Raw genomic sequence first — 18,435 nt, forward strand, 5'->3', positions numbered from 1 at the left:
AAGTATGGTATAATCATGGGGGAAGGAAGTGAGTGTATGCCGAAGATTGTTCCAATTCATGATCTCAAAGATACCAACGCGATTTCAAAAATGTGTGCGGAATCAAGCGAACCGATTTATGTTACAAAAAATGGCTATGGTGATATGGTCATTATGAGTATGAAAACTTATGATGAATATATGCTCAGGCAGGAGATTTACCAAAAACTTTCTGTTGCGGAAGAAGATTTTCATAGTGGAAATGTGATGGATGCAGAGGAGTCTTTGCAAAAACTGAGGCAGAAGTATCATGTATAGGCTTTTTTTGTCGCGGGCGGCAGAAGAAGATTTTGAGCAAATTGTTTCGTATATGACGAAGGAACTTGCGAATCCTATAGCGGCAGAACATTTTTTGGATGCTGTGAACGATTGTTACACGAATCTTAAAAATATGCCGAAGATGTATGAAGAATCGCGCGATCCATACCTGCGATCTTCAGGCTATCGCAAGGCAGTGATTGGGAAATATATATTGCTTTATAAGATTGATGAATCAAAACAATGTGTGAAAATATATCGTATCTTTTACGGAGCAAGAAATTATAAGGAACTGTTGTAAACTCATGCTACTACCAATCTCTCGAAGCTTTTGACGTCAAAGAAGAGATCGCCCCGCTCAAGCTCTTCTTGAAAGCGGCGCTTGTCAAGACATGGGATCGTCCGCGATTTTTGCGCCATGCGCATGTATCACGGTGAATGCGGGGAAATCTAGGGGAACGGGTGCAGAAGAGCAAAGGAATTGTCTTTTCCCGTATTCTTCTGCTATAATGATACAGGCACTTCTGGAAGGAGGCAGCTTTTGGAGATTGCATATTTATTAAACAGCGGCTTTGCCGTGCGGCTTTCGCGCACTTTGCTCGTCTTTGACGACTACCTCGACCCCGCGCAGGCGGTTGAGAGTCTCTTAGCGGGGGCGGAGCGCGTGTATTTCTTTGTGTCGCACGCGCATTTCGATCACTTCGACGCGCATATTCTCGACTATGCGCCCTCGGTCACGCGCTACGTCATGGCGGCGGAGATTCGGCGCACGAAGCGCGGCAAGCGGTTTCCCGCGGAAAAGACGGTCTATCTTGAAAACTACAGCCACTATGAGGAAGAGGGGCTTCGCGTCGATACGTTTGACTCGACGGACACGGGCACGTCGTTTCTCGTGGAGGTCGAGGGCGTGCGCATCTTCCATGCGGGAGACTTCAACTGGTGGCATTGGAAGGGCGATACGGAGGAGAACAACAAGTTTGCGCGAAACGGCTTCCTAAAGCAGATGAAAAAGTTGGACGGGCTGACTGCCGACGTCGCATTCTTCCCTGTCGATGGGCGGCTTGAGGAGTTCGCCGACATTGGCGCGAAGGAGTTCTGTGCGCGTACGAACATCAAGGCGCTCGTGACGATGCACAGCGTCGGCTATCCGGCGTGGCATCCGGCGGCGGACTTCTTCGCTGAAGGGCGTGCCGTGCCGTATTGGACGCCGCTCGAAGCGGGGGAGAGGCGGCGCTGGACGGCGGAAGGAGGATTCACACGATGAAGAAGGCTCTCGTTTTTTTGCTGGCGACGTTCGTCCTCTTTACGACGGGCTGCTCGGCGTCAGGCATGAATGACAAGGATAAAGGAGCGAAAAAAATGGCAAATCCTATTGCAGTTTTTGAGACAAATCATGGCACGTTTGAAATCGAGCTTTTCGAGGACAAGGCGCCGATCACAGTGAAGAATTTCATCGACCTTGCGGAGAAGGGCTTCTACGACGGCTTGATCTTCCACCGCGTGATCGATGGGTTCATGATCCAAGGCGGCGATCCGAACGGTACGGGCACGGGCGGTCCTGGCTACGTGATTCCCGATGAGTTCCATAAGGATCTGAAGCATGACAGCGAGGGCGTGCTGTCGATGGCGAACGCAGGGCCGAATACGGGCGGCTCGCAGTTCTTCATCACGCTCGCGGCGACGCCGTGGCTCGACGGACATCATTCGGTCTTTGGCAAGGTCGTCAAGGGCATGGATGTTGTGCGCGAGATCGGCAAGGTTGACACGGATTTCCAAGACAAGCCGCTCGCGAAGGTCGTCATGGAAAAGGTCACGATTCGCCGTGAGGAAAAAGAGTGAGGTGAAGGCGTTCACTTACATCCTCGTCTGTGCAGACGGTACGCTCTACACGGGATGGACGAACGACTTGGAGAAGCGCCTTGCCGCGCACAATGCGGGCAGGGGCGCGAAGTATACGAGGAGCCGCCGTCCCGTGCGGCTCTTTTACTATGAGGAGTTCGCGGAAAAGTGCGAGGCGCAGCGCCGCGAGTGCGAGATCAAGCGACTGCCGCGTGAAAAGAAGATCGCGCTTGCCGCGCATTTGACGCAGGCGGGGCTTGGCGTCGCGCTTTCGGCTGAAGCGGGGATTTGACAAGGCGCGGCTTGCTACCTATAATGATAGGATATACGGGGCAGTATCAGACGGCACTTCTTTTTGCAGGGCGGCCGGGCGCGGAGCGTGCTTGGTGAGCCTGTTCGCGGAGGAGTGCCAAGTGCCGGGAAAAGGGGAATTTTGATGGCAGAAAAGCGTGTAATGCTGACGGAAGAGGGCTACAAAAAGCTGCAGGAGAAGCTCGACTATTTGAAGAGCGTGCGGCGCATCGAGGTATCGGAGCGACTCAAGGCGGCGATCGCGCTCGGCGATCTCTCGGAAAACTCGGAGTACGACGACGCGAAGAACGAGCAGGCGTTCCTTGAGGGCGAGATCCTCGATCTTGAAGCGAAGATAAGAAACAGCGACATCATCCAGGGCGGCGCATCGTCCGACACCGTGCAGATGGGAAGCACCGTCGTCGTTAAGGACGTCGAGTTCGATGAGCAGGAGACGTATACGCTCGTCGGCTCGGCAGAGGCAGATCCGACGGAGTTCAAGATCTCGAACGAGTCGCCTGTGGGCGCAGCGATCATCGGTAAGAAGGTCGGTGATCGCGTCGACGTTCATGCGCCGGCCGGAATCATTCAGTATGAGGTTGTAGAAATCAAGTAAGCAAGCGATATATGAGTTAGGAGAGGAAATATTGGCTGAGAACAAGCAGCAGAACGCGGCGCAGAAGGAAGATCTGAACGATCTCATGCGCGTGCGCCGCGAGAAGATGGAGAAGTTCCGCGAGATGGGCGTTGCGCCCTTTGGGCATCGCTACGAGGTCACGCGCCATGCAGACGAACTGCTCGCGGAGTTCGCCTCACTCGGTGAGGAGGCGGAGGGCGAGACGGAGGTCAGCATCGCCGGGCGTTTGATGGCGATCCGCGGCCATGGCAAGGCGAGTTTCGCTGTGCTCATGGATCTTTCGGGCAAGATTCAGATCTACTTCAAGCTCGACGTTCTGGGCGAGGAGAAGTACAAGGAGTTCAAGCTCTTAGACATCGGCGACATCATTGGCGTCCGAGGCGTCGTCTTTCGTACGCGGCGCGGCGAGCTCACGGTGCGCGTCGACGACTTCACGCTGCTCTCGAAGTCGCTTCGTCCGCTGCCCGAGAAGTTCCACGGTCTGAAGGATGTGGAAATGCGCTACCGCCAGCGCTACGTCGATCTCATCATGAATCCCGAGGTCAAGGACACGTTCATTGCTCGCACGAAGATCATCCAGTCGATTCGTCGCTACCTCGACGAGCGCGGCTTCCTCGAAGTGGAGACGCCCGTGATGTCGACGATCGCGGGCGGTGCGGCGGCGCGTCCCTTCGTGACGTATCACAACGCGCTCGACATGAAGCTCTATCTGCGCATTGCGACAGAGCTGAATCTCAAAAGGCTCATCGTCGGCGGTTTGGAACGCGTCTACGAAATCGGGCGCATCTTCCGCAACGAGGGCATCGACGTGCGCCACAACCCTGAGTTCACATCCATTGAGATTTATCAGGCGTATGCCGACTATAACGATCTCATGGACGTGACGGAGGGGATATGCTGCCAGGCCGCGAAGGACGTGCTCGGTACGACGGCGCTGACCTACGAGGGCACGGAGATCGACCTCTCGAAGATTCGCCGCGTCAGCATGAACGACGCCGTGAAGGAAGCGACGGGCAAGGACTTCATGAGTGCCCAAACCGTCGAAGAGGCGCGTGCCATGGCGGATGCAATCGGCGTCGCCTACGAGGAGAAGCATGGCATCGGCGGCATCTTGAACGAGGCGTTCGAGGCGAAGGTCGAAGAGTCCCTGATTCAGCCGACGTTCATCACGGGTCATCCGACGGAGATCTCGCCCTTGGCGAAGCGCAATCCCGAAGATCCGCGCATCACCGATCGCTTCGAGTTCTACGTCTACGGGCGCGAGCTTGCGAACGGCTTCACGGAGCTCAACGATCCGATCGATCAGAAGGAGCGCTTCCTTGAGCAGGTGAAGCAGCGCGAAGCTGGCGACGACGAGGCGCACCCGATGGACAACGACTACATCACGGCGATGGAATACGGCCTGCCGCCGACGGGCGGCCTCGGCATCGGCATCGATCGTCTCGTGATGCTCCTGACGGACAGCTCGTCGATCCGCGACGTGCTCTTCTTCCCGCACATGCGTCCTGAGGCCGCATCGCGTGCGCAGGAGAGTGCGGCGGAGTAACAGAGCGAAGTGCAGACGTTTTCACAAAGAAAGAAGGCTGATTGCATGAATATGAACGGAGTGCCGGAAGTCTCTTCGCGTCCGCTGAAGATGCGTTCGCAGGCGGAGGTCAAGGCGCAGTACGAGGTGAAGATCAAGAAGTACAACGAGCTGATGCAGGCGCAGGGAGACCACCGCGAGCAGCGCATGGAACTGTATGCGGAGATCAAGCTGCTCGGCTGGGTTCTCGGCAAGAAGGAAAAAGCGGTCATCGACGACCTCGGTTCGCATCACATCAATCGCTGAACAAGGGTGCAAGAACGTAGGGAACTGCTGTACGAAGGCGTGCGGCAGTTCTTTTTATGTGCAGTTGATATGAAAAAATGATTGGGAAATCCCTTTGTTTTCTGTGATATAATTAAGGGAGTGAAATTGGGAGAAGTGTGCTATAATAAGTAGGAATGCCAAAAATAGGCACTTGGTATGGGGGAATTCACTGCAATGATTTATATGAAGGATGTTTCCAAGGTATATGACAACGGCACGGTGGCGCTCGACCATGTGAATGTCAGAATCGAGAAGGGGGATTTCGTCTTTCTCGTGGGGGCGAGTGGTGCGGGCAAGTCGACCTTCGTGCGCATGCTGCTTCGGGAAATTCTGCCGACGAGCGGGAGTCTGCGCGTCAACGGGCACGATATGATGAAACTTCGCCCGAAGGATGTGCCGTACATGCGGCGTGGCCTCGGCGTGATCTTCCAGGACTATCGCCTTTTGCCTGACAAGACGGTCTACGAGAATGTCGCCTTTGCCATGGAGGTCATCGAAGCGCCGCGCCGTCTCATGCAGCGCAGTGTCAACGCCGTCCTCGACATCGTGGGACTGCGCGAGAAGTGGAAGAATTTCCCGTCGCAGCTTTCGGGCGGCGAACAGCAGCGCGTGGCCATTGCGCGTGCCATCGTCAACGATCCCGCACTCATCATCGCCGATGAGCCGACGGGCAACCTCGATCCCGAGACGTCGTGGGAGATCATGGACATCTTCCGCCGTATCAACGATGCAGGCGCGACGATCGTCATGGCGACGCATGACAAGAATATCGTGGATACGATGAAGAAGCGCGTCATCGCGATCGAGGGCGGGCGCATCGTGCGCGATGAGGCGAAGGGGGGGTACGGCTATGAAGCTTAGGACGACGGAGTATTTCGTGCGCGAGGTCTGCATATCGATCAAGCGTAACAACTGGATGTCGTTCGCCTCCATCAGCACGGTCGCCGTATCGCTCTTCGTGCTCGGCATGTTCCTCATCATCGTGCTCAACATGAACCGCATGGCGTCGATGCTTGAATCACAGGTGCAGATCAACGTCTACTTGGACGACAAGCTCAAGGGATCGGAAATCGACGATCTCGAAGACGACTTGAAGAAGATGCAGGGCATTGAGAGCGTGCAGTATGTGAGCCGCGAGGATGCCATCGTGCGCCTGAGGGAAAGGCTCGGCGACCAGAAGTATTTGCTCGATGCGCTCGGCGACAAGAATCCGCTGCCGAATGCCTTCGAGGTCACGGTCAAGCAGCCGACGATGGTGGAGACGGCAGCGAAGGCAATCGAGAAGTTCGGCGGCGTCGAATCGGTGAAGTATGGGCAGGACGTCGTCGAGCACCTCTTCGACATGACGCGCCTCGTGCGTATCTTCGGCTTCACGCTCATGCTGCTCCTAGCGGGCGCGACGCTCTTCATCATCTCGAACACGATCCGCCTGACAGTCTTTGCGCGCCGCAAAGAAATCGCCATCATGAAATACGTCGGCGCGACGGATTGGTTCATCCGCTGGCCGTTCCTCTTGGAGGGCGTCGTGCTTGGCTTCTTCGGCGGCGTTCTCGCTTCCATCGCGCTTCGAAGCATTTACGGGCTGATCACGGCGAAGGTTTACAGCACGCTGGCGTTTCTGCCGCTCATACCGCAGTACCCGTTTGTCAACTTCATCAGCCTCGTGATGGTCTTGAGCGGCATGGGAATCGGCGCGTTGGGCAGCACGATTTCCTTGAAGCGATTCCTCAAGGTATAGGAGGCTTTTCTCATGGTTTTTTATCCCGTAGGAGGAAAAAAGGGGAAGAAAGCGGCGGCGGCGCTTCTTTCTGCCGTCTACTTGATGACGCTTGCGCCGCTCGCGCAGGCTGAGACCTTGGAGGAGCAGCGCGACGCGCATATCGAAAAGGCGGAGCAGGCGCAGAAGAAGAAGAACGAGATCGAGTCCAGGATCGAGGGGCTTTCCGAAGAGAAGCGTGTTGTCGATGAGGCGGCAGACGAGGCGACGAAAGCCTACAAGGATGTGAGAAAGGAACTTGACGCGACCGAGAAGCGTATCGATGAGAACGAAGACAAGCTCAAGGTATTGAACAAGGACTTTGCCGTGAAACGCGACCAGCTCGCCAAGCGCGTGCGCGACATCTACATCAACGGTCAGATCAACTATCTCGACGTTCTCTTCGGCGCGAAGGATTTTCAGGACTTCTTTACGCGCATGGATCTCTTGAAGCGCGTCATTCAGCAGGACTACGACCTCGTGCAGGTCGTGTTTGCGGAAAAGACTGCGATCGAGACGTCGCAGAAGGAATTGGAAAAGGACAAGGCGGCGAAAGAAAAGCTCGTCGTCTCCGCTGCTGACCGTAAGAAAGAGGCGGAGAAGAAGCAGGCGGCAAAGCAGGCGATCATTGACAAGATGGAAACGGATCGCGCGACGCAGGAACGCATCATCAACGAGAATCTTGCGGCATCCAAGGAAGTCGAGCAGATGATCCGAAACAGCCGCTATCAGCCGGCGTCCCCCGCCCTTTCGGGCGGCGGAGCGCTCAACTGGCCGCTTGGCGGGCCGATCACCTCGCCCTTCGGCTGGCGCGTCCATCCGATCACGGGCGCGAGCCGCTTCCATTCGGGCATCGACATCGGCGGCGACTACGGCGATACGATTCATGCGGCCGGCGCGGGCATCGTCTCTTATGCCGGTTGGATTTCGGGCTATGGCTATGCCGTCATCATCGACCACGGCGGCGGCATATCGACGCTTTATGGGCACAACCAAGCGCTCCTTGTCAGCGAAGGGCAAAGCGTCTCGCAGGGACAGGCGATCGCCGAATGCGGCTCGACGGGGAATTCCACAGGGCCGCACTGCCACTTCGAGGTTCGTGTTGACGGCGAACCTGTCGACCCCATGGGGTATCTTTGATAGGTGGAGGATATTTTGAAAAAGAAAACGGTTTTCCTGCTCGTCGTCGCGACGGCTGTCGTGACGCTCAACGCGACGATCTTCGGATTCTACGCCTTGATGGGGTTCAATAATCAGAAGACGAAGGATATCCTGCGCTTCTTCGGCGCTCTGCGCTTCATCGAGACGCAGTATGTGCGTGACGTCGACTATACGAAGCTCATCGACGGCGCCATCTCGGGCATGGTCAAGACGCTTGACGATCCCCATTCCATCTATCTCGATCCCAAGATGTACGAACTCATGCGCTCGCATACGGAGGGAAGCTTCGGCGGCGTCGGCATCGTCATGGGCTTCAAGGACAACAAGATCACGGTCATTTCCGTCATGGAGGGGACGCCGAGCGAGGCGGCGGGCATCAAGACGGGCGATGAGATCATCGCCGTCGACGGTGTGCCGACGAGCGAGATTGAGCCGGAAGAGGTCGTGCTGCACATTCGCGGCGAGATCGGCAGTGAAGTGACGCTCAGGGTTCGCCGCGCAGGCGAAGAGGACAAGGACTACGTCGTGCGTCGTGCGACGATCCAGGTGCATACGGTCGCAGGGCAAATGCTGCCCGACACGGACGGCATCGGCTACATCCGCATCGCTTCGTTCTCCGAGCATACGGCAGATGAGTTCAAAGATGCCTATCATGCGCTGGAAAATGAAGGCGTCAAGGGCATGATCATCGACTTGCGCGAGAACCCCGGCGGACTTGTGACGAGCTGTGTGGCGATCGCCAATATGGTTGTACCGAAGGGACCGGTCGTCTCCGTCGTGCAGAAGGACGGAAGACGCGAAGAATATGAATCGGAGCTCTCGGAAGAGAAATATCCGCTCGTCGTGCTCATCGATGGCAACAGCGCCTCGGCGAGCGAAATCCTCGCGGGCGCACTGCAGGATACGGGCGCGGCGACGATCGTCGGCCAGACGTCGTATGGCAAAGGCTCCGTGCAGGTCATCTTACCGCTCTACGATGATGATGCACTGAAGCTCACGATTGCCAAGTATTACACTCCGTCGGGCAGAAGCATCGACGGCACGGGCATTGAGCCAGACGTTCGCGTCGAGCCGCAGGCGGACGGTGCACAGGACGTGCAGCTCTTGAAGGCAATCGACGTCATGAAGGACAAGCTTGCCGGCATTGGTGCAAATGTAATATAATCAAGAAGAAGGGGGATGAGATTATGGCACAGATTTGTCTGAGCATTGATGATGATGTGAAGCGGGAGGCAGAACAGGTGTGTGAAGACATGGGGATGTCCATGTCTACTGCAGTCAACATCTACCTGAAAAGGCTCAGCAGAGAAAGGCGCATCCCTTTCGAAGTCATGGCAGAGCCGTTTTGGTCTTCAGAAAATGCGGCGATTCTGGATCGGAGGATTGCAGACATAAGAGCGGGAAGAAATGTGTCTGAGCATGAACTCATTGAGGTGTAGCGGTGCGAAAAATATGGCATGATGAGGCGTGGGCTGAATATATCGAATGGCAAACCAAGGATAAGAAAACACTGAAAAAGATCAATAATCTCATCAAGGACATCGATCGAAACGGGTATGACGGTATAGGAAAACCGGAGCCTTTGCGCGGCAACTGGAGCGGCTTTTACAGCGTGCGCATCGATGAGAAGAATCGGCTTGTCTTTCAAATATCCGATGGCGTGTTGGAGATTGCTCAATGCGGTTCTCACTATGGAGACAAATAAGAGCGGCATGTATGAGATACAGATGGATATTATGATGAATCGCTGCGCCAAATTGCGCAGCGATTTCTTATTTGGTACAAATGAGGAAAATGGATTCATTTTTACGATTTTTATATAAATTTTGCCATATGTTCTATAAATATGTGCTATAATAGACAGGCATCCATTCGCCTGCTTCATGGGCGCAAATTACTATAGGGAGCGATACTATGAAAAATGAACACAATGAGTTCATGCAGCATGAGCTGCGATTACCTGAGCTTACCGTGCGCGGCATGCTCTTGGGTGCCGTATTGACAGTGATCTTTACGGCATCGAACGTCTACCTAGGGCTGAAGGTCGGCCTGACGTTCTCGTCCGCCATTCCGGCAGCTGTCATCTCGATGGCCGTCCTCAAGATGGCGAAGGATTCCAATATCCTGGAAAACAACATGGTGCAGACGCAGGCCTCGGCGGCCGGCACCCTGTCCGCGATCATCTTCATCATTCCGGGCATGCTCATGATCGGCTACTGGCACGGCTTCGAGTTCACGCAGACGCTTCTCGTCGCGGCTTGCGGCGGCTGCTTGGGCGTGCTCTTTACGATCCCCTTGCGCCGCGCCATGGTCGTGCACAGTGATCTCGCTTATCCCGAGGGTGTTGCGGCGGCGGAGATCCTGAAGGTCAATGCGCATGATGAAGATGGCAAGGGCAAAGGCACAGGGCTCAAGGAAATTCTGTCGGGCAGTTTCGTCGCGGGTGTCATCGCGCTCTGCACGAGCGGCTTTCAAGTGCTGTCGGGTGCGCTTTCTGTCTGGATTCCCGTCGGGCGCGGTATGACGCAGTTCCCTATCGGCTATTCGTCGGCTCTCGTCGGTGCAGGCTACCTCATCGGCATAGCGAGCGGTCTTGCCATGCTCGTCGGCATCCTCATCGCTTGGGCGGGTTTCGTTCCCTTCTACACGATCACGAGTACGCCGCCCGACGGCGTGACGATGCAGAAGTTCGCTGCCGCCGTCTATCAGGAGCGCGTGCGCCTCATCGGCGCGGGCGCCATGGGCGTCGCCGCCATCTGGACGCTGATTACGCTCGCGCGTCCCGTCATCGACGGCATGAAGGAATCGCTTGCCGCCATGCGCATGCCCGAGACGATCAAGGACAGGCATCGCATGGACATCGACATGTCGATGAAGAGCATCGGATTCGTATTCCTGCTGACAGTCGTCGGCCTGCTCGCTGTATTCTACGCCTTTGTCAGTCCGGAGGGACTGCCAAGTGGTCAGGTGCTCGCCTTCACGCTCGTCGGCGTCGGCGTTGCCGTATTCATGGGCTTCTTCGTCGCCGCTGCCTGCGCCTACATGGCAGGCCTCGTCGGCACGTCGTCGAGTCCGATCTCGGGTATCGGCATCCTCGGCATCATCGTCGCCTCGCTCGTCATGTACGCGCTCTGCTCTTCGTTCGGCATCTTCGATTTGCCGGGCGGTGAGAAGTTCGCGACGGCGACGGCTATTTTCACGACGTCGATCATCCTCGCCATCGCCTGCATCTCGAACGACAATATGCAGGACCTCAAGACGGGTTGGCTCGTCGGTGCGACGCCGTGGCGTCAGCAGGTCGCGCTTCTTCTTGGCTGCGTCGTCGGCGCACTCGTCATTGCGCCCGTCCTGAACCTCCTCTATGAGGCGTACGGCTTCGTCGGCGCCTTGCCGCGTGAGGGCATGGATCCTTCGCAGGCGCTTGCCGCGCCGCAGGCGGTGCTCATGAAGACGATCGCCGAGGGAATCTTCTCGAACAACCTCGCATGGGAGTACATCTACATCGGTCTCGGACTCGGCGTCGTCATCGTGCTCGTCGATCTCTTCCTGCGCCGCACGACGAGGAATCTCATGCTGCCGCCTTTGGCCGTTGGCATGGGCATCTACCTGCCGCCGAGCATCCAGACTCCGCTCGTCATTGGCGCTGTCCTTGGCTATGTGCTCGACAAGGTGCTGAAAGATCGCGGGGCGGAAGAGGGCAAAGCGGCACGCCGCCGCGGTACGCTCTTCGCCTCGGGACTCATCGTCGGCGAATCCATCGTCGGCGTCGCGCTCGCCGGACTCATCGCCATATCCGTATCGAGCGGCGGCAGCGAAAGCCCGCTGGCGCTCGTCGGTGCCGATTTCGCCGACACGGCGGAAATGCTCGGCCTCGCCGTCTTCGCGCTCGTGGTCGTCATCCTGAGCCGCGTCGTGCTCGCGAAGGGAAAATAAAAGCAAACGAAAAAGCATAGAAAAGCTGCCACATTTCGTCGATGTGGCAGCTCTTCGTCTTTTCATCGGATGGCGTCTGTGATATAATGCAAGTAGAAAGAGGATTCAGAACCTTCGTTCATTCAGAATTTTCATGGAAGGAGGTTTTCCGAATGGATGTCCAGGTGGAACGGCTGCACCGTGTGAAGCCGCTTGCGCCGATTTCCTTTTTTGAAGAGACAGCGCGGCGCGAGAAAAAGCAGGAGACGCATGAGGCGAGGAAACCTCTGCGCGGTACGGAGTCGGACGCTTACAGCGTGGAGATTTCGGCAGCGGGCAGGCGTGCAGCAGCGCGCAGCGAGGCAGGGGGTATGATGGTGGAGGGTTTTTGATGATTTTGCGGGATAATGGGAAAAGCCCCGCTTGAGCGTCTCTCGAAAGAGAAGGCGCACAAGCGGGGCTTTGTGTCTCTTATTTCCGATGATTCTTGAGGAAGTTGCCGATCCTTGCGAGCGCTTCGGAGATCTTGTCGATGGAAGTCGCGTAGGAACAGCGGATATGTCCCTTGCCGCTCTCGCCGAAGGCGCTGCCAGGGACGAGGGCGACGTGCTCCTTGATGAGCAGGTTTTCGGCAAATTCTTCATCCGTGTAGCCGCTCGACGTGATGTTCGGAAAGATGTAGAAGGCGCCTTTCGGCTCAAAGCACGAAAGACCGAGTTTCTGGAAACCATCGTAGATGAGGCGGCGGCGGCGGTCGTATTCTGCGACCATCTTTTTCATGTACTTCTCGCCGCGGCGCAGAGCTTCGACGGCGGCGATTTGCGCCGTGATGGGGGCGCAGAGCATCGTGTACTGATGGATCTTCGTCATAGCGGCAATGAAGTCGGGGTTGCCGAGCGCATAGCCGATGCGCCAGCCCGTCATGGCGTAGGCCTTGGAGAAGCCGTTCAAGAGAATCGTGCGCTCCTTCATGCCGGGCAGCGAGGAGAACGCCGTGTGTTCCATGCCGCCGTAGGTGAGGTCGCCGTAGATTTCGTCGGAGACGACGATGAGATCGTGCTTTTCGGCGAAGGCGGCGATCTTCTGAAGGTCGTCCTTCGCCATGACGGCGCCCGTCGGGTTGTTTGGGTAGCCGATCAGAAGCGCCTTCGTTCGCTTCGTCACGTGCGGCTCAAGTTCTTCGGGCGTGATGCGGAAGTCGTTTTCGAGTTTTGCGGCGACGGGTACGGGCTTGCCGCCCGCAAATGTCACACAGGCCTGGTAGGAGACGTAGCAAGGCTCGGGAATCAAGACTTCATCGCCGGGCGAGAGTATGGCGCGCATGGCGATGTCGAGCGCCTCGCTGACGCCGACGGTGATGAGGATGTCTTTTGCCGGTTCATAGGAAATGCCGTAGCGGCTCGCGTAGTGCGCGGCAATTTCTTCACGCAGTTCGAGCATGCCGCGGTTTGCCGTGTAGGAGGTGTAGCCCTGCTCAAGCCCGTGGACACAGCTTTCGCGGATCGACCACGGCGTGATGAAGTCCGGTTCGCCGACGCCCAAGGATACGACGTCCTCCATCTCGGCGGCGATGTCGAAGTATTTTCTTATGCCTGAGGGCGGCACGGCATGGACGGCGGGTGAGATGCGCTCCTTCCAGTTCGTCATGGCGACACCACCAGTCGGCGATCCTTCTCCTTGTCGTCGATGATCGTGCCGTCCTTCTTGTACGCCTTGAGCATGAAGTGACTGCGCGTCTGTGTGACGCCATCGATCGTCGAGAGGCGCGTCGCGACGAAGTTGGCGACGTCCTGCAGCGATTTTCCCTCGATGATGACGAGGAGATCGAAGCTGCCGCTCATGAGGTAGACGGTGCGCACCTCTTCAAAGCGATAGATGCGCTCGGCGATGGCGTCGAAGCCGACTTCGCGCTCGGGCGTGAGGTTGACCTCGATGATCGCCGTGACCGTGTCGTCGCCAAATTTCTGCCAGTTGATCAAGGTGTTGTAGCTGAGGATGATCTTGTCCTGCTCCAGTCCCCGGATGTCCTTTTCCACCTCGTACTCGCTTTTCTTGAGCACGGCAGCGATTTCGCCGATGGGACGGCGGGCGTCGTGCTCCAAGAGTTCCAAGAGTTCGCGCATAGTCATTTCTCCTTCTCTGCCCCAATTCGCGCACTTGCGGATATTGGTCTTTCATCATATAATATAAAAGAAACGCTATAAAGGATAATAGCATAGAATAAATGGGGAAATCAATCGCTTTTTTGGGGAAGCGCTGAATTTGTCTGTGCTTCCTATAGCGAAGGAGGATTGCTTATGATGACGGGCATCATCGGGGTATCGAAGGATGAGCAGAAGGGATATTCGGCGGCTCTGATGAAAGCGCTTGCCTTCTTGCGCGCACAGGACTTCCGCAATATGCCAGAAGGGCGTCACGAGATTGACGGCGACAAGATCTTCGCGCTGCTTTCGCGCTATACGACGCGGCCGCAGGCAGAGTGCGCTCCCGAGGCGCATCGAAAATTCGTGGATGTTCAGTATGTCGCAGACGGCGAGGAGTTTCTCGGCTGGTGTCCGATGAGTCCCGACCTCGTGGAGATGGAGCCTTACGATGAGGCGCGGGACATCATCTTTTATCGCGCCCTGATTCCCGAGAGCAGCATCCTGCTCAAGGCGGGAAGCTATGCCGTGCTCTATCCGGAGGACGTGCATCGCCCGGGCGTTTCGGTGCTCGACGAGTATCCAGCGGACGTGACGAAGGTCGTCGTGAAGATTGATTTGGAGTTGATGAAGAACTGACAAGATGCAAGAAGAGATCAGGGAACTGACCAGAGAGGATGGTTTGTGGGCATGAGTGTAAGAAGACTTTTTGTAGAGAAGAGGCAGGGATATTTCGACATTCCCGCGCAGCAGCTTTGTGACGACCTGACGGAGACGTTCCGTTTGGCGACGGAGCTCAAGGCAGTGCGCATCTTCATTCGCTACGACATCGAGGGACTTTCAGACGAAGAATACAAGGCGGTGCGCGACATCGTCTTCGTTGAGCCGCCCGTCGATACGGTCTATGAGGAGAAACTGCCCGACTTTCCCGAGTCGAAGGCGTTCGCTGTTGAGTATCTGCCGGGGCAGTACGACCAGCGTGCTGATTCGGCGGCGCAGTGCGTGCAGCTTGTGACGCAGAAGGAGCGTCCGACAATTCGCACGGCGATCGTTTATGTGCTCGTCGGCACGATTTCGGCAGATCTTTTGGCAAAGATTAAGGCGTACTGCATCAACAAGGTCGAAAGCCGCGAGGCCGCTTTGCAGAAGCCGGCGACGCTCGCGGAGAAGATCGAAGAGCCTGCCGATGTGGAGACGCTTGCGGGATTCTGCCGCATGGATGTGGCGGCGCTCGGAAATTTGTTGAAAGAGCGCGGCTTTGCCATGAGTCTGGAGGATCTGCAGTTCTGCCAGAAGTATTTTGCCTCGGCGGAGAAGCGTGAGCCGACGATCACGGAGCTTCGCGTCATCGACACGTATTGGTCTGATCACTGCCGCCATACGACGTTTACGACGGTCATCGACAAGGTGGACTTCGGCAACGGCAAATACGCACCGATGCTTGCGCAGGCAGTGAAGCTCTACATGCTCGACCGCGAGAAGATTCATGCGGGAAAGCAGGCGGACGTATCCTTGATGGATCTTGCGTGCATCGGCATGAAGGCGCTGCGTCAGCAGGGGCTTTTGGAAGATCTCGATGCTTCCGATGAGGTCAACGCGTGCAGCATCGTCGTGCCTGTGGAGATTGACGGCAAGGAAGAAAATTGGCTCGTGATGTTCAAGAATGAGACGCACAACCATCCGACGGAAATTGAACCGTTTGGCGGTGCGGCGACGTGCCTTGGCGGTGCGATCCGTGATCCCCTGTCGGGGCGTTCCTACGTCTATCAGGCGATGCGTGTGACTGGCGCCGCCGACCCACGCGGCAAGATCGCCGATACATTGCCGGGCAAGCTGCCGCAAAAGAAGATTACGCAAGGGGCGGCGGCAGGCTTCAGCTCCTACGGCAACCAGATCGGTCTTGCGACGGGCGAGGTGCATGAGTTCTACCATGAAGGCTACATGGCGAAGCGCATGGAGATCGGCGCCGTCATCGGCGCTGTGCCGCAGGCGGACGTCGTGCGCCAGACGCCGGAGCCGGGCGACGTCGTCGTCTTGGTCGGCGGCCGCACGGGACGCGACGGCTGCGGCGGCGCGACCGGCTCGTCGAAGGTACACACGGAGGCTTCTTTGACAACGGCGGGCGCCGAGGTGCAGAAGGGAAATGCGCCGACGGAGCGCAAGCTTCAGCGCCTCTTCCGCCATCCCGAGGTCAGCCGTTTCATCAAGCGCTGCAACGACTTCGGTGCGGGCGGCGTCGCCGTCGCCGTCGGCGAACTTGCGCCGTCCTTGGCGATCGATCTCGATGCCGTGAAGAAAAAGTACGAGGGACTCGACGGCACGGAGCTTGCCATTTCCGAGTCGCAGGAGCGCATGGCTCTCGTCATGCGTCCCGAGGCTCTACCCGTTCTCACGGCGTTCGCTGATCGCGAAAATCTCGAGGCGACGCCGATCGCTCAGGTCACGGATACAGGCAGGCTTGAGATGGTCTGGCGCGGGCAGAAGATTGTGAGCCTTGCGCGTGTATTCCTCGATACGAACGGCGTCAAGCAGCATGCGCGCGTAACCTTGAAGTCACCCGACGTGGAGACAAACTATCTGCGCCAGCTGCCGCCTGCTGTCGTCAAGAACCAGCGCGACCTTACGGCGGCATGGCATGCAAACCTCGCCGATCTCAATGTTGCCAGTCAGAAGGGACTTGCTGAGCGCTTTGACTCTACGGTCGGCGCGGGCACGGTTCTGATGCCGTTTGGCGGTAAGGATCAGCTGTCGCCGCAGCAGGGCATGGTCGCGAAAATTCCCGTGAAGAAGGGCGAAACGGATACGGCGACGGCGATGACCTTCGGTTTCGACCCGTACTTGTCAGAGTGGAGTCCGTTCCACGGTGCGCTCTATGCCATCGTCGAGGCGGTTACGAAGATGGTGGCGCTCGGCGCGGATGCGGCGACGGTGCGCCTCTCCTTGCAGGAGTACTTCGAGAGCCTTGGCAAGGATCCTGAGAAGTGGGGCATGCCGTTTGCGGCGCTTTTGGGTGCACTATGGGCGCAGCATGAGCTTCGCGTGCCTGCCATCGGCGGCAAGGATTCGATGTCGGGCACGTTTGAAAACATCCATGTGCCGCCTACGGTCGTTGCCTTTGCCGTCAACGTCATGAAAGCGAGCGAGGCGATTTCCGCCGAATTCAAGTACGCGAACAGCAAGGTCTATGCTGTCGAAGTGCCGATTGATGCGAACGATCTGCCTGTTTTTGCCAACCTGCGCCGCAACTATGAGCGCGTGCACGCTCTGATGCAGAGCCGCCGCGTGTTCTCGGCATCGAGTGTCGGCAGGGGCGGCATCGCGGCTGCTCTGACGAAGATGTGCCTGGGCAACGGCCTCGGTTTCAAGGCGGCGCCCGGCGCGATCAAGTTCGAAGATCTCTTCCGTCCCGCCTACGGTACGATTCTCTTGGAGATGAGCGAGGCGGTCAACGTGACGGATGCGCTCGCCGGCGTCAAGTGGACGCTCCTCGGGCGCACGACGACGGTTGCGAGCATCGTTTGCAATGGTATGGTGCAGACGCTCGATGAGCTTCGCGAGTCTTATGTGGGAGCGCTTGACGGCATCTTCCCGGCGGCAGTCAGCAGCAAGGGCAGGACGGCCTCGGCAGCCGCGCCGTTCCGCCGCGGCGTGCGTCAGCGAGCCAGCGATCGCTATACGAAGCCACGCATCTTCATGCCTGTTTTCCCCGGCATCAACTGCGAGTACGAGACGCAGCGCGCCTTTGAGAAAGCGGGTGGCGAAGTCGATGCGCTCGTCATTCGCAATCTCACGCCGCAGACGGTCGAAGAATCGGTGCAGGCGATCACCTCGGGCATCAACAAGGCGCAGATCCTCATGCTGCCGGGCGGTTTCTCGGGTGGTGACGAGCCGGACGGCTCGGGCAAGTTCATCGCGGCGACGCTCAGAAATCCGCGCATCGCCGAGGCGATCATGGAACTTCTGCAGAAGCGAGAGGGGCTGATCCTCGGTATCTGCAACGGTTTCCAGGCGCTCGTCAAGCTCGGCCTCCTTCCTTACGGCAAGATCATGCCGCTTGATCCGGAGTCTCCGACGCTCACGCGCAATACGATCGGCAGACACGTCTCGTGCATGGTGCAGACACGCATCATGTCGAACCTATCGCCGTGGTTCAACAACGTCTCAGTCGGCGATATTCATACGATTCCTGTCTCGCACGGTGAAGGAAGGTTTGTCGCCGACAAGGAAGTCATCGCGAGGATGCGCATACGCGGGCAAATCGCGGCGCAGTATGTCGACGATGCAGGCGAGCCGACGATGGAATCGCCGTTCAATCCGAACGGTTCGATGGAAGCGATCGAGGCGATCACAAGCCCCAATGGCCGCATCCTCGGCAAGATGGGGCACTCTGAGCGCGTTGGCGACAATATCTCGAAGAACGTTCCGGGCAACAAGGATCAGGGACTCTTCGACGCAGGTGTGCGTTTCTTCCGCTGAGATGGTGTCGAAGCAAAGGTAATAAGGAAGATGAGACTGCCGCATGAGTTATTTTTGCTTGTGCGGCAGTTTT

20 protein-coding genes are annotated in these 18,435 nt (G+C 57.3%); 18 read left to right on the forward strand and 2 right to left on the reverse strand.

The annotated features are described in order from the left end of the window. Positions 1–36 precede the first annotated feature (36 nt). The 16 genes from OL236_RS02330 to OL236_RS02405 all read left to right on the forward strand — a co-directional run bounded on the left by OL236_RS02330 (position 37) and on the right by OL236_RS02405 (position 12,137). The gene (locus tag OL236_RS02330) at positions 37–297 is read left to right on the forward strand and encodes a type II toxin-antitoxin system Phd/YefM family antitoxin (protein WP_265071172.1); all 261 of its coding nucleotides are present in this window, start codon (positions 37–39) and stop codon (positions 295–297) included. Further along, on the forward strand, positions 290–598 hold the full coding sequence (locus OL236_RS02335; RefSeq protein ID WP_265071173.1) for a type II toxin-antitoxin system RelE/ParE family toxin: 309 nt from the start codon (positions 290–292) through the stop codon (positions 596–598). Before OL236_RS02330 ends, OL236_RS02335 begins: the two co-directional genes overlap by 8 nt. Positions 599–838: 240 nt before the next feature. Beyond that, positions 839–1,561, forward strand: a complete 723-nt coding sequence (locus tag OL236_RS02340; RefSeq protein ID WP_265071174.1) for an MBL fold metallo-hydrolase — start codon at positions 839–841, stop codon at positions 1,559–1,561. Then, positions 1,558–2,136 (forward strand): peptidylprolyl isomerase, encoded by a 579-nt coding sequence (locus tag OL236_RS02345; protein ID WP_320109806.1) that lies wholly within the window; start codon positions 1,558–1,560, stop codon positions 2,134–2,136. The genes OL236_RS02340 and OL236_RS02345 overlap by 4 nt, the downstream gene beginning before the upstream one ends. Beyond that, entirely contained in the window at positions 2,120–2,428 is a 309-nt protein-coding gene (locus OL236_RS02350) for a GIY-YIG nuclease family protein (protein WP_264919401.1), read from the forward strand. Before OL236_RS02345 ends, OL236_RS02350 begins: the two co-directional genes overlap by 17 nt. A 144-nt stretch (positions 2,429–2,572) precedes the next feature. Then, positions 2,573–3,043 (forward strand): transcription elongation factor GreA, encoded by a 471-nt coding sequence (greA, locus tag OL236_RS02355; RefSeq protein ID WP_006191814.1) that lies wholly within the window; start codon positions 2,573–2,575, stop codon positions 3,041–3,043. An 85-nt stretch (positions 3,044–3,128) separates the two neighbouring features. Further along, a complete protein-coding gene (gene lysS, locus OL236_RS02360; RefSeq protein WP_413777386.1) occupies positions 3,129–4,610 on the forward strand; it encodes a lysine--tRNA ligase in 1,482 nt (493 codons plus the stop codon). Positions 4,611–4,655: 45 nt separating this feature from the next. After that, positions 4,656–4,895 (forward strand): hypothetical protein, encoded by a 240-nt coding sequence (locus OL236_RS02365; RefSeq protein WP_006191821.1) that lies wholly within the window; start codon positions 4,656–4,658, stop codon positions 4,893–4,895. A gap of 195 nt (positions 4,896–5,090) precedes the next feature. Further along, the gene (ftsE, locus tag OL236_RS02370) at positions 5,091–5,777 is read left to right on the forward strand and encodes a cell division ATP-binding protein FtsE (RefSeq protein ID WP_009646406.1); all 687 of its coding nucleotides are present in this window, start codon (positions 5,091–5,093) and stop codon (positions 5,775–5,777) included. Next, on the forward strand, positions 5,767–6,654 hold the full coding sequence (ftsX, locus tag OL236_RS02375; protein ID WP_009646532.1) for a permease-like cell division protein FtsX: 888 nt from the start codon (positions 5,767–5,769) through the stop codon (positions 6,652–6,654). The genes ftsE and ftsX overlap by 11 nt, the downstream gene beginning before the upstream one ends. A 12-nt stretch (positions 6,655–6,666) precedes the next feature. Further along, the gene (locus tag OL236_RS02380; RefSeq protein ID WP_265071176.1) at positions 6,667–7,812 is read left to right on the forward strand and encodes a murein hydrolase activator EnvC family protein; all 1,146 of its coding nucleotides are present in this window, start codon (positions 6,667–6,669) and stop codon (positions 7,810–7,812) included. A 15-nt stretch (positions 7,813–7,827) separates the two neighbouring features. Then, the gene (locus OL236_RS02385; protein WP_369791801.1) at positions 7,828–8,997 is read left to right on the forward strand and encodes a S41 family peptidase; all 1,170 of its coding nucleotides are present in this window, start codon (positions 7,828–7,830) and stop codon (positions 8,995–8,997) included. Between the two features lie 23 nt (positions 8,998–9,020). Beyond that, positions 9,021–9,272: a type II toxin-antitoxin system RelB/DinJ family antitoxin gene (locus OL236_RS02390; protein ID WP_009646431.1), complete on the forward strand. Its 252-nt coding sequence runs from the start codon at positions 9,021–9,023 to the stop codon at positions 9,270–9,272. Positions 9,273–9,274: 2 nt separating this feature from the next. Beyond that, entirely contained in the window at positions 9,275–9,538 is a 264-nt protein-coding gene (locus tag OL236_RS02395) for a Txe/YoeB family addiction module toxin (protein ID WP_009646454.1), read from the forward strand. 209 nt (positions 9,539–9,747) lie between these two features. Next, positions 9,748–11,766, forward strand: a complete 2,019-nt coding sequence (locus tag OL236_RS02400; RefSeq protein WP_009646449.1) for an OPT family oligopeptide transporter — start codon at positions 9,748–9,750, stop codon at positions 11,764–11,766. A 152-nt stretch (positions 11,767–11,918) separates the two neighbouring features. Beyond that, positions 11,919–12,137 (forward strand): hypothetical protein, encoded by a 219-nt coding sequence (locus OL236_RS02405; RefSeq protein WP_006192315.1) that lies wholly within the window; start codon positions 11,919–11,921, stop codon positions 12,135–12,137. A gap of 79 nt (positions 12,138–12,216) precedes the next feature. Here OL236_RS02405 and OL236_RS02410 read toward each other — a convergent pair whose 3' ends face one another. Both OL236_RS02410 and OL236_RS02415 read right to left on the reverse strand, forming a co-directional pair. Then, the gene (locus OL236_RS02410) at positions 12,217–13,392 is read right to left on the reverse strand and encodes an aminotransferase class I/II-fold pyridoxal phosphate-dependent enzyme (protein ID WP_006191462.1); all 1,176 of its coding nucleotides are present in this window, start codon (positions 13,390–13,392) and stop codon (positions 12,217–12,219) included. After that, the gene (locus OL236_RS02415; protein ID WP_009646370.1) at positions 13,389–13,868 is read right to left on the reverse strand and encodes an Lrp/AsnC family transcriptional regulator; all 480 of its coding nucleotides are present in this window, start codon (positions 13,866–13,868) and stop codon (positions 13,389–13,391) included. The genes OL236_RS02410 and OL236_RS02415 overlap by 4 nt, the downstream gene beginning before the upstream one ends. A gap of 174 nt (positions 13,869–14,042) precedes the next feature. Here OL236_RS02415 and OL236_RS02420 point away from each other — a divergent pair, with 174 nt between their 5' ends. Then, the gene (locus OL236_RS02420) at positions 14,043–14,525 is read left to right on the forward strand and encodes a YhcH/YjgK/YiaL family protein (protein ID WP_009646435.1); all 483 of its coding nucleotides are present in this window, start codon (positions 14,043–14,045) and stop codon (positions 14,523–14,525) included. A 51-nt stretch (positions 14,526–14,576) separates the two neighbouring features. Further along, the gene (locus tag OL236_RS02425; RefSeq protein WP_037370265.1) at positions 14,577–18,362 is read left to right on the forward strand and encodes a phosphoribosylformylglycinamidine synthase; all 3,786 of its coding nucleotides are present in this window, start codon (positions 14,577–14,579) and stop codon (positions 18,360–18,362) included. Positions 18,363–18,435: the final 73 nt, after the last annotated feature.

The sequence above is a fragment of the Selenomonas sputigena genome (genome assembly GCF_026015965.1).
Classification (GTDB): domain Bacteria; phylum Bacillota; class Negativicutes; order Selenomonadales; family Selenomonadaceae; genus Selenomonas.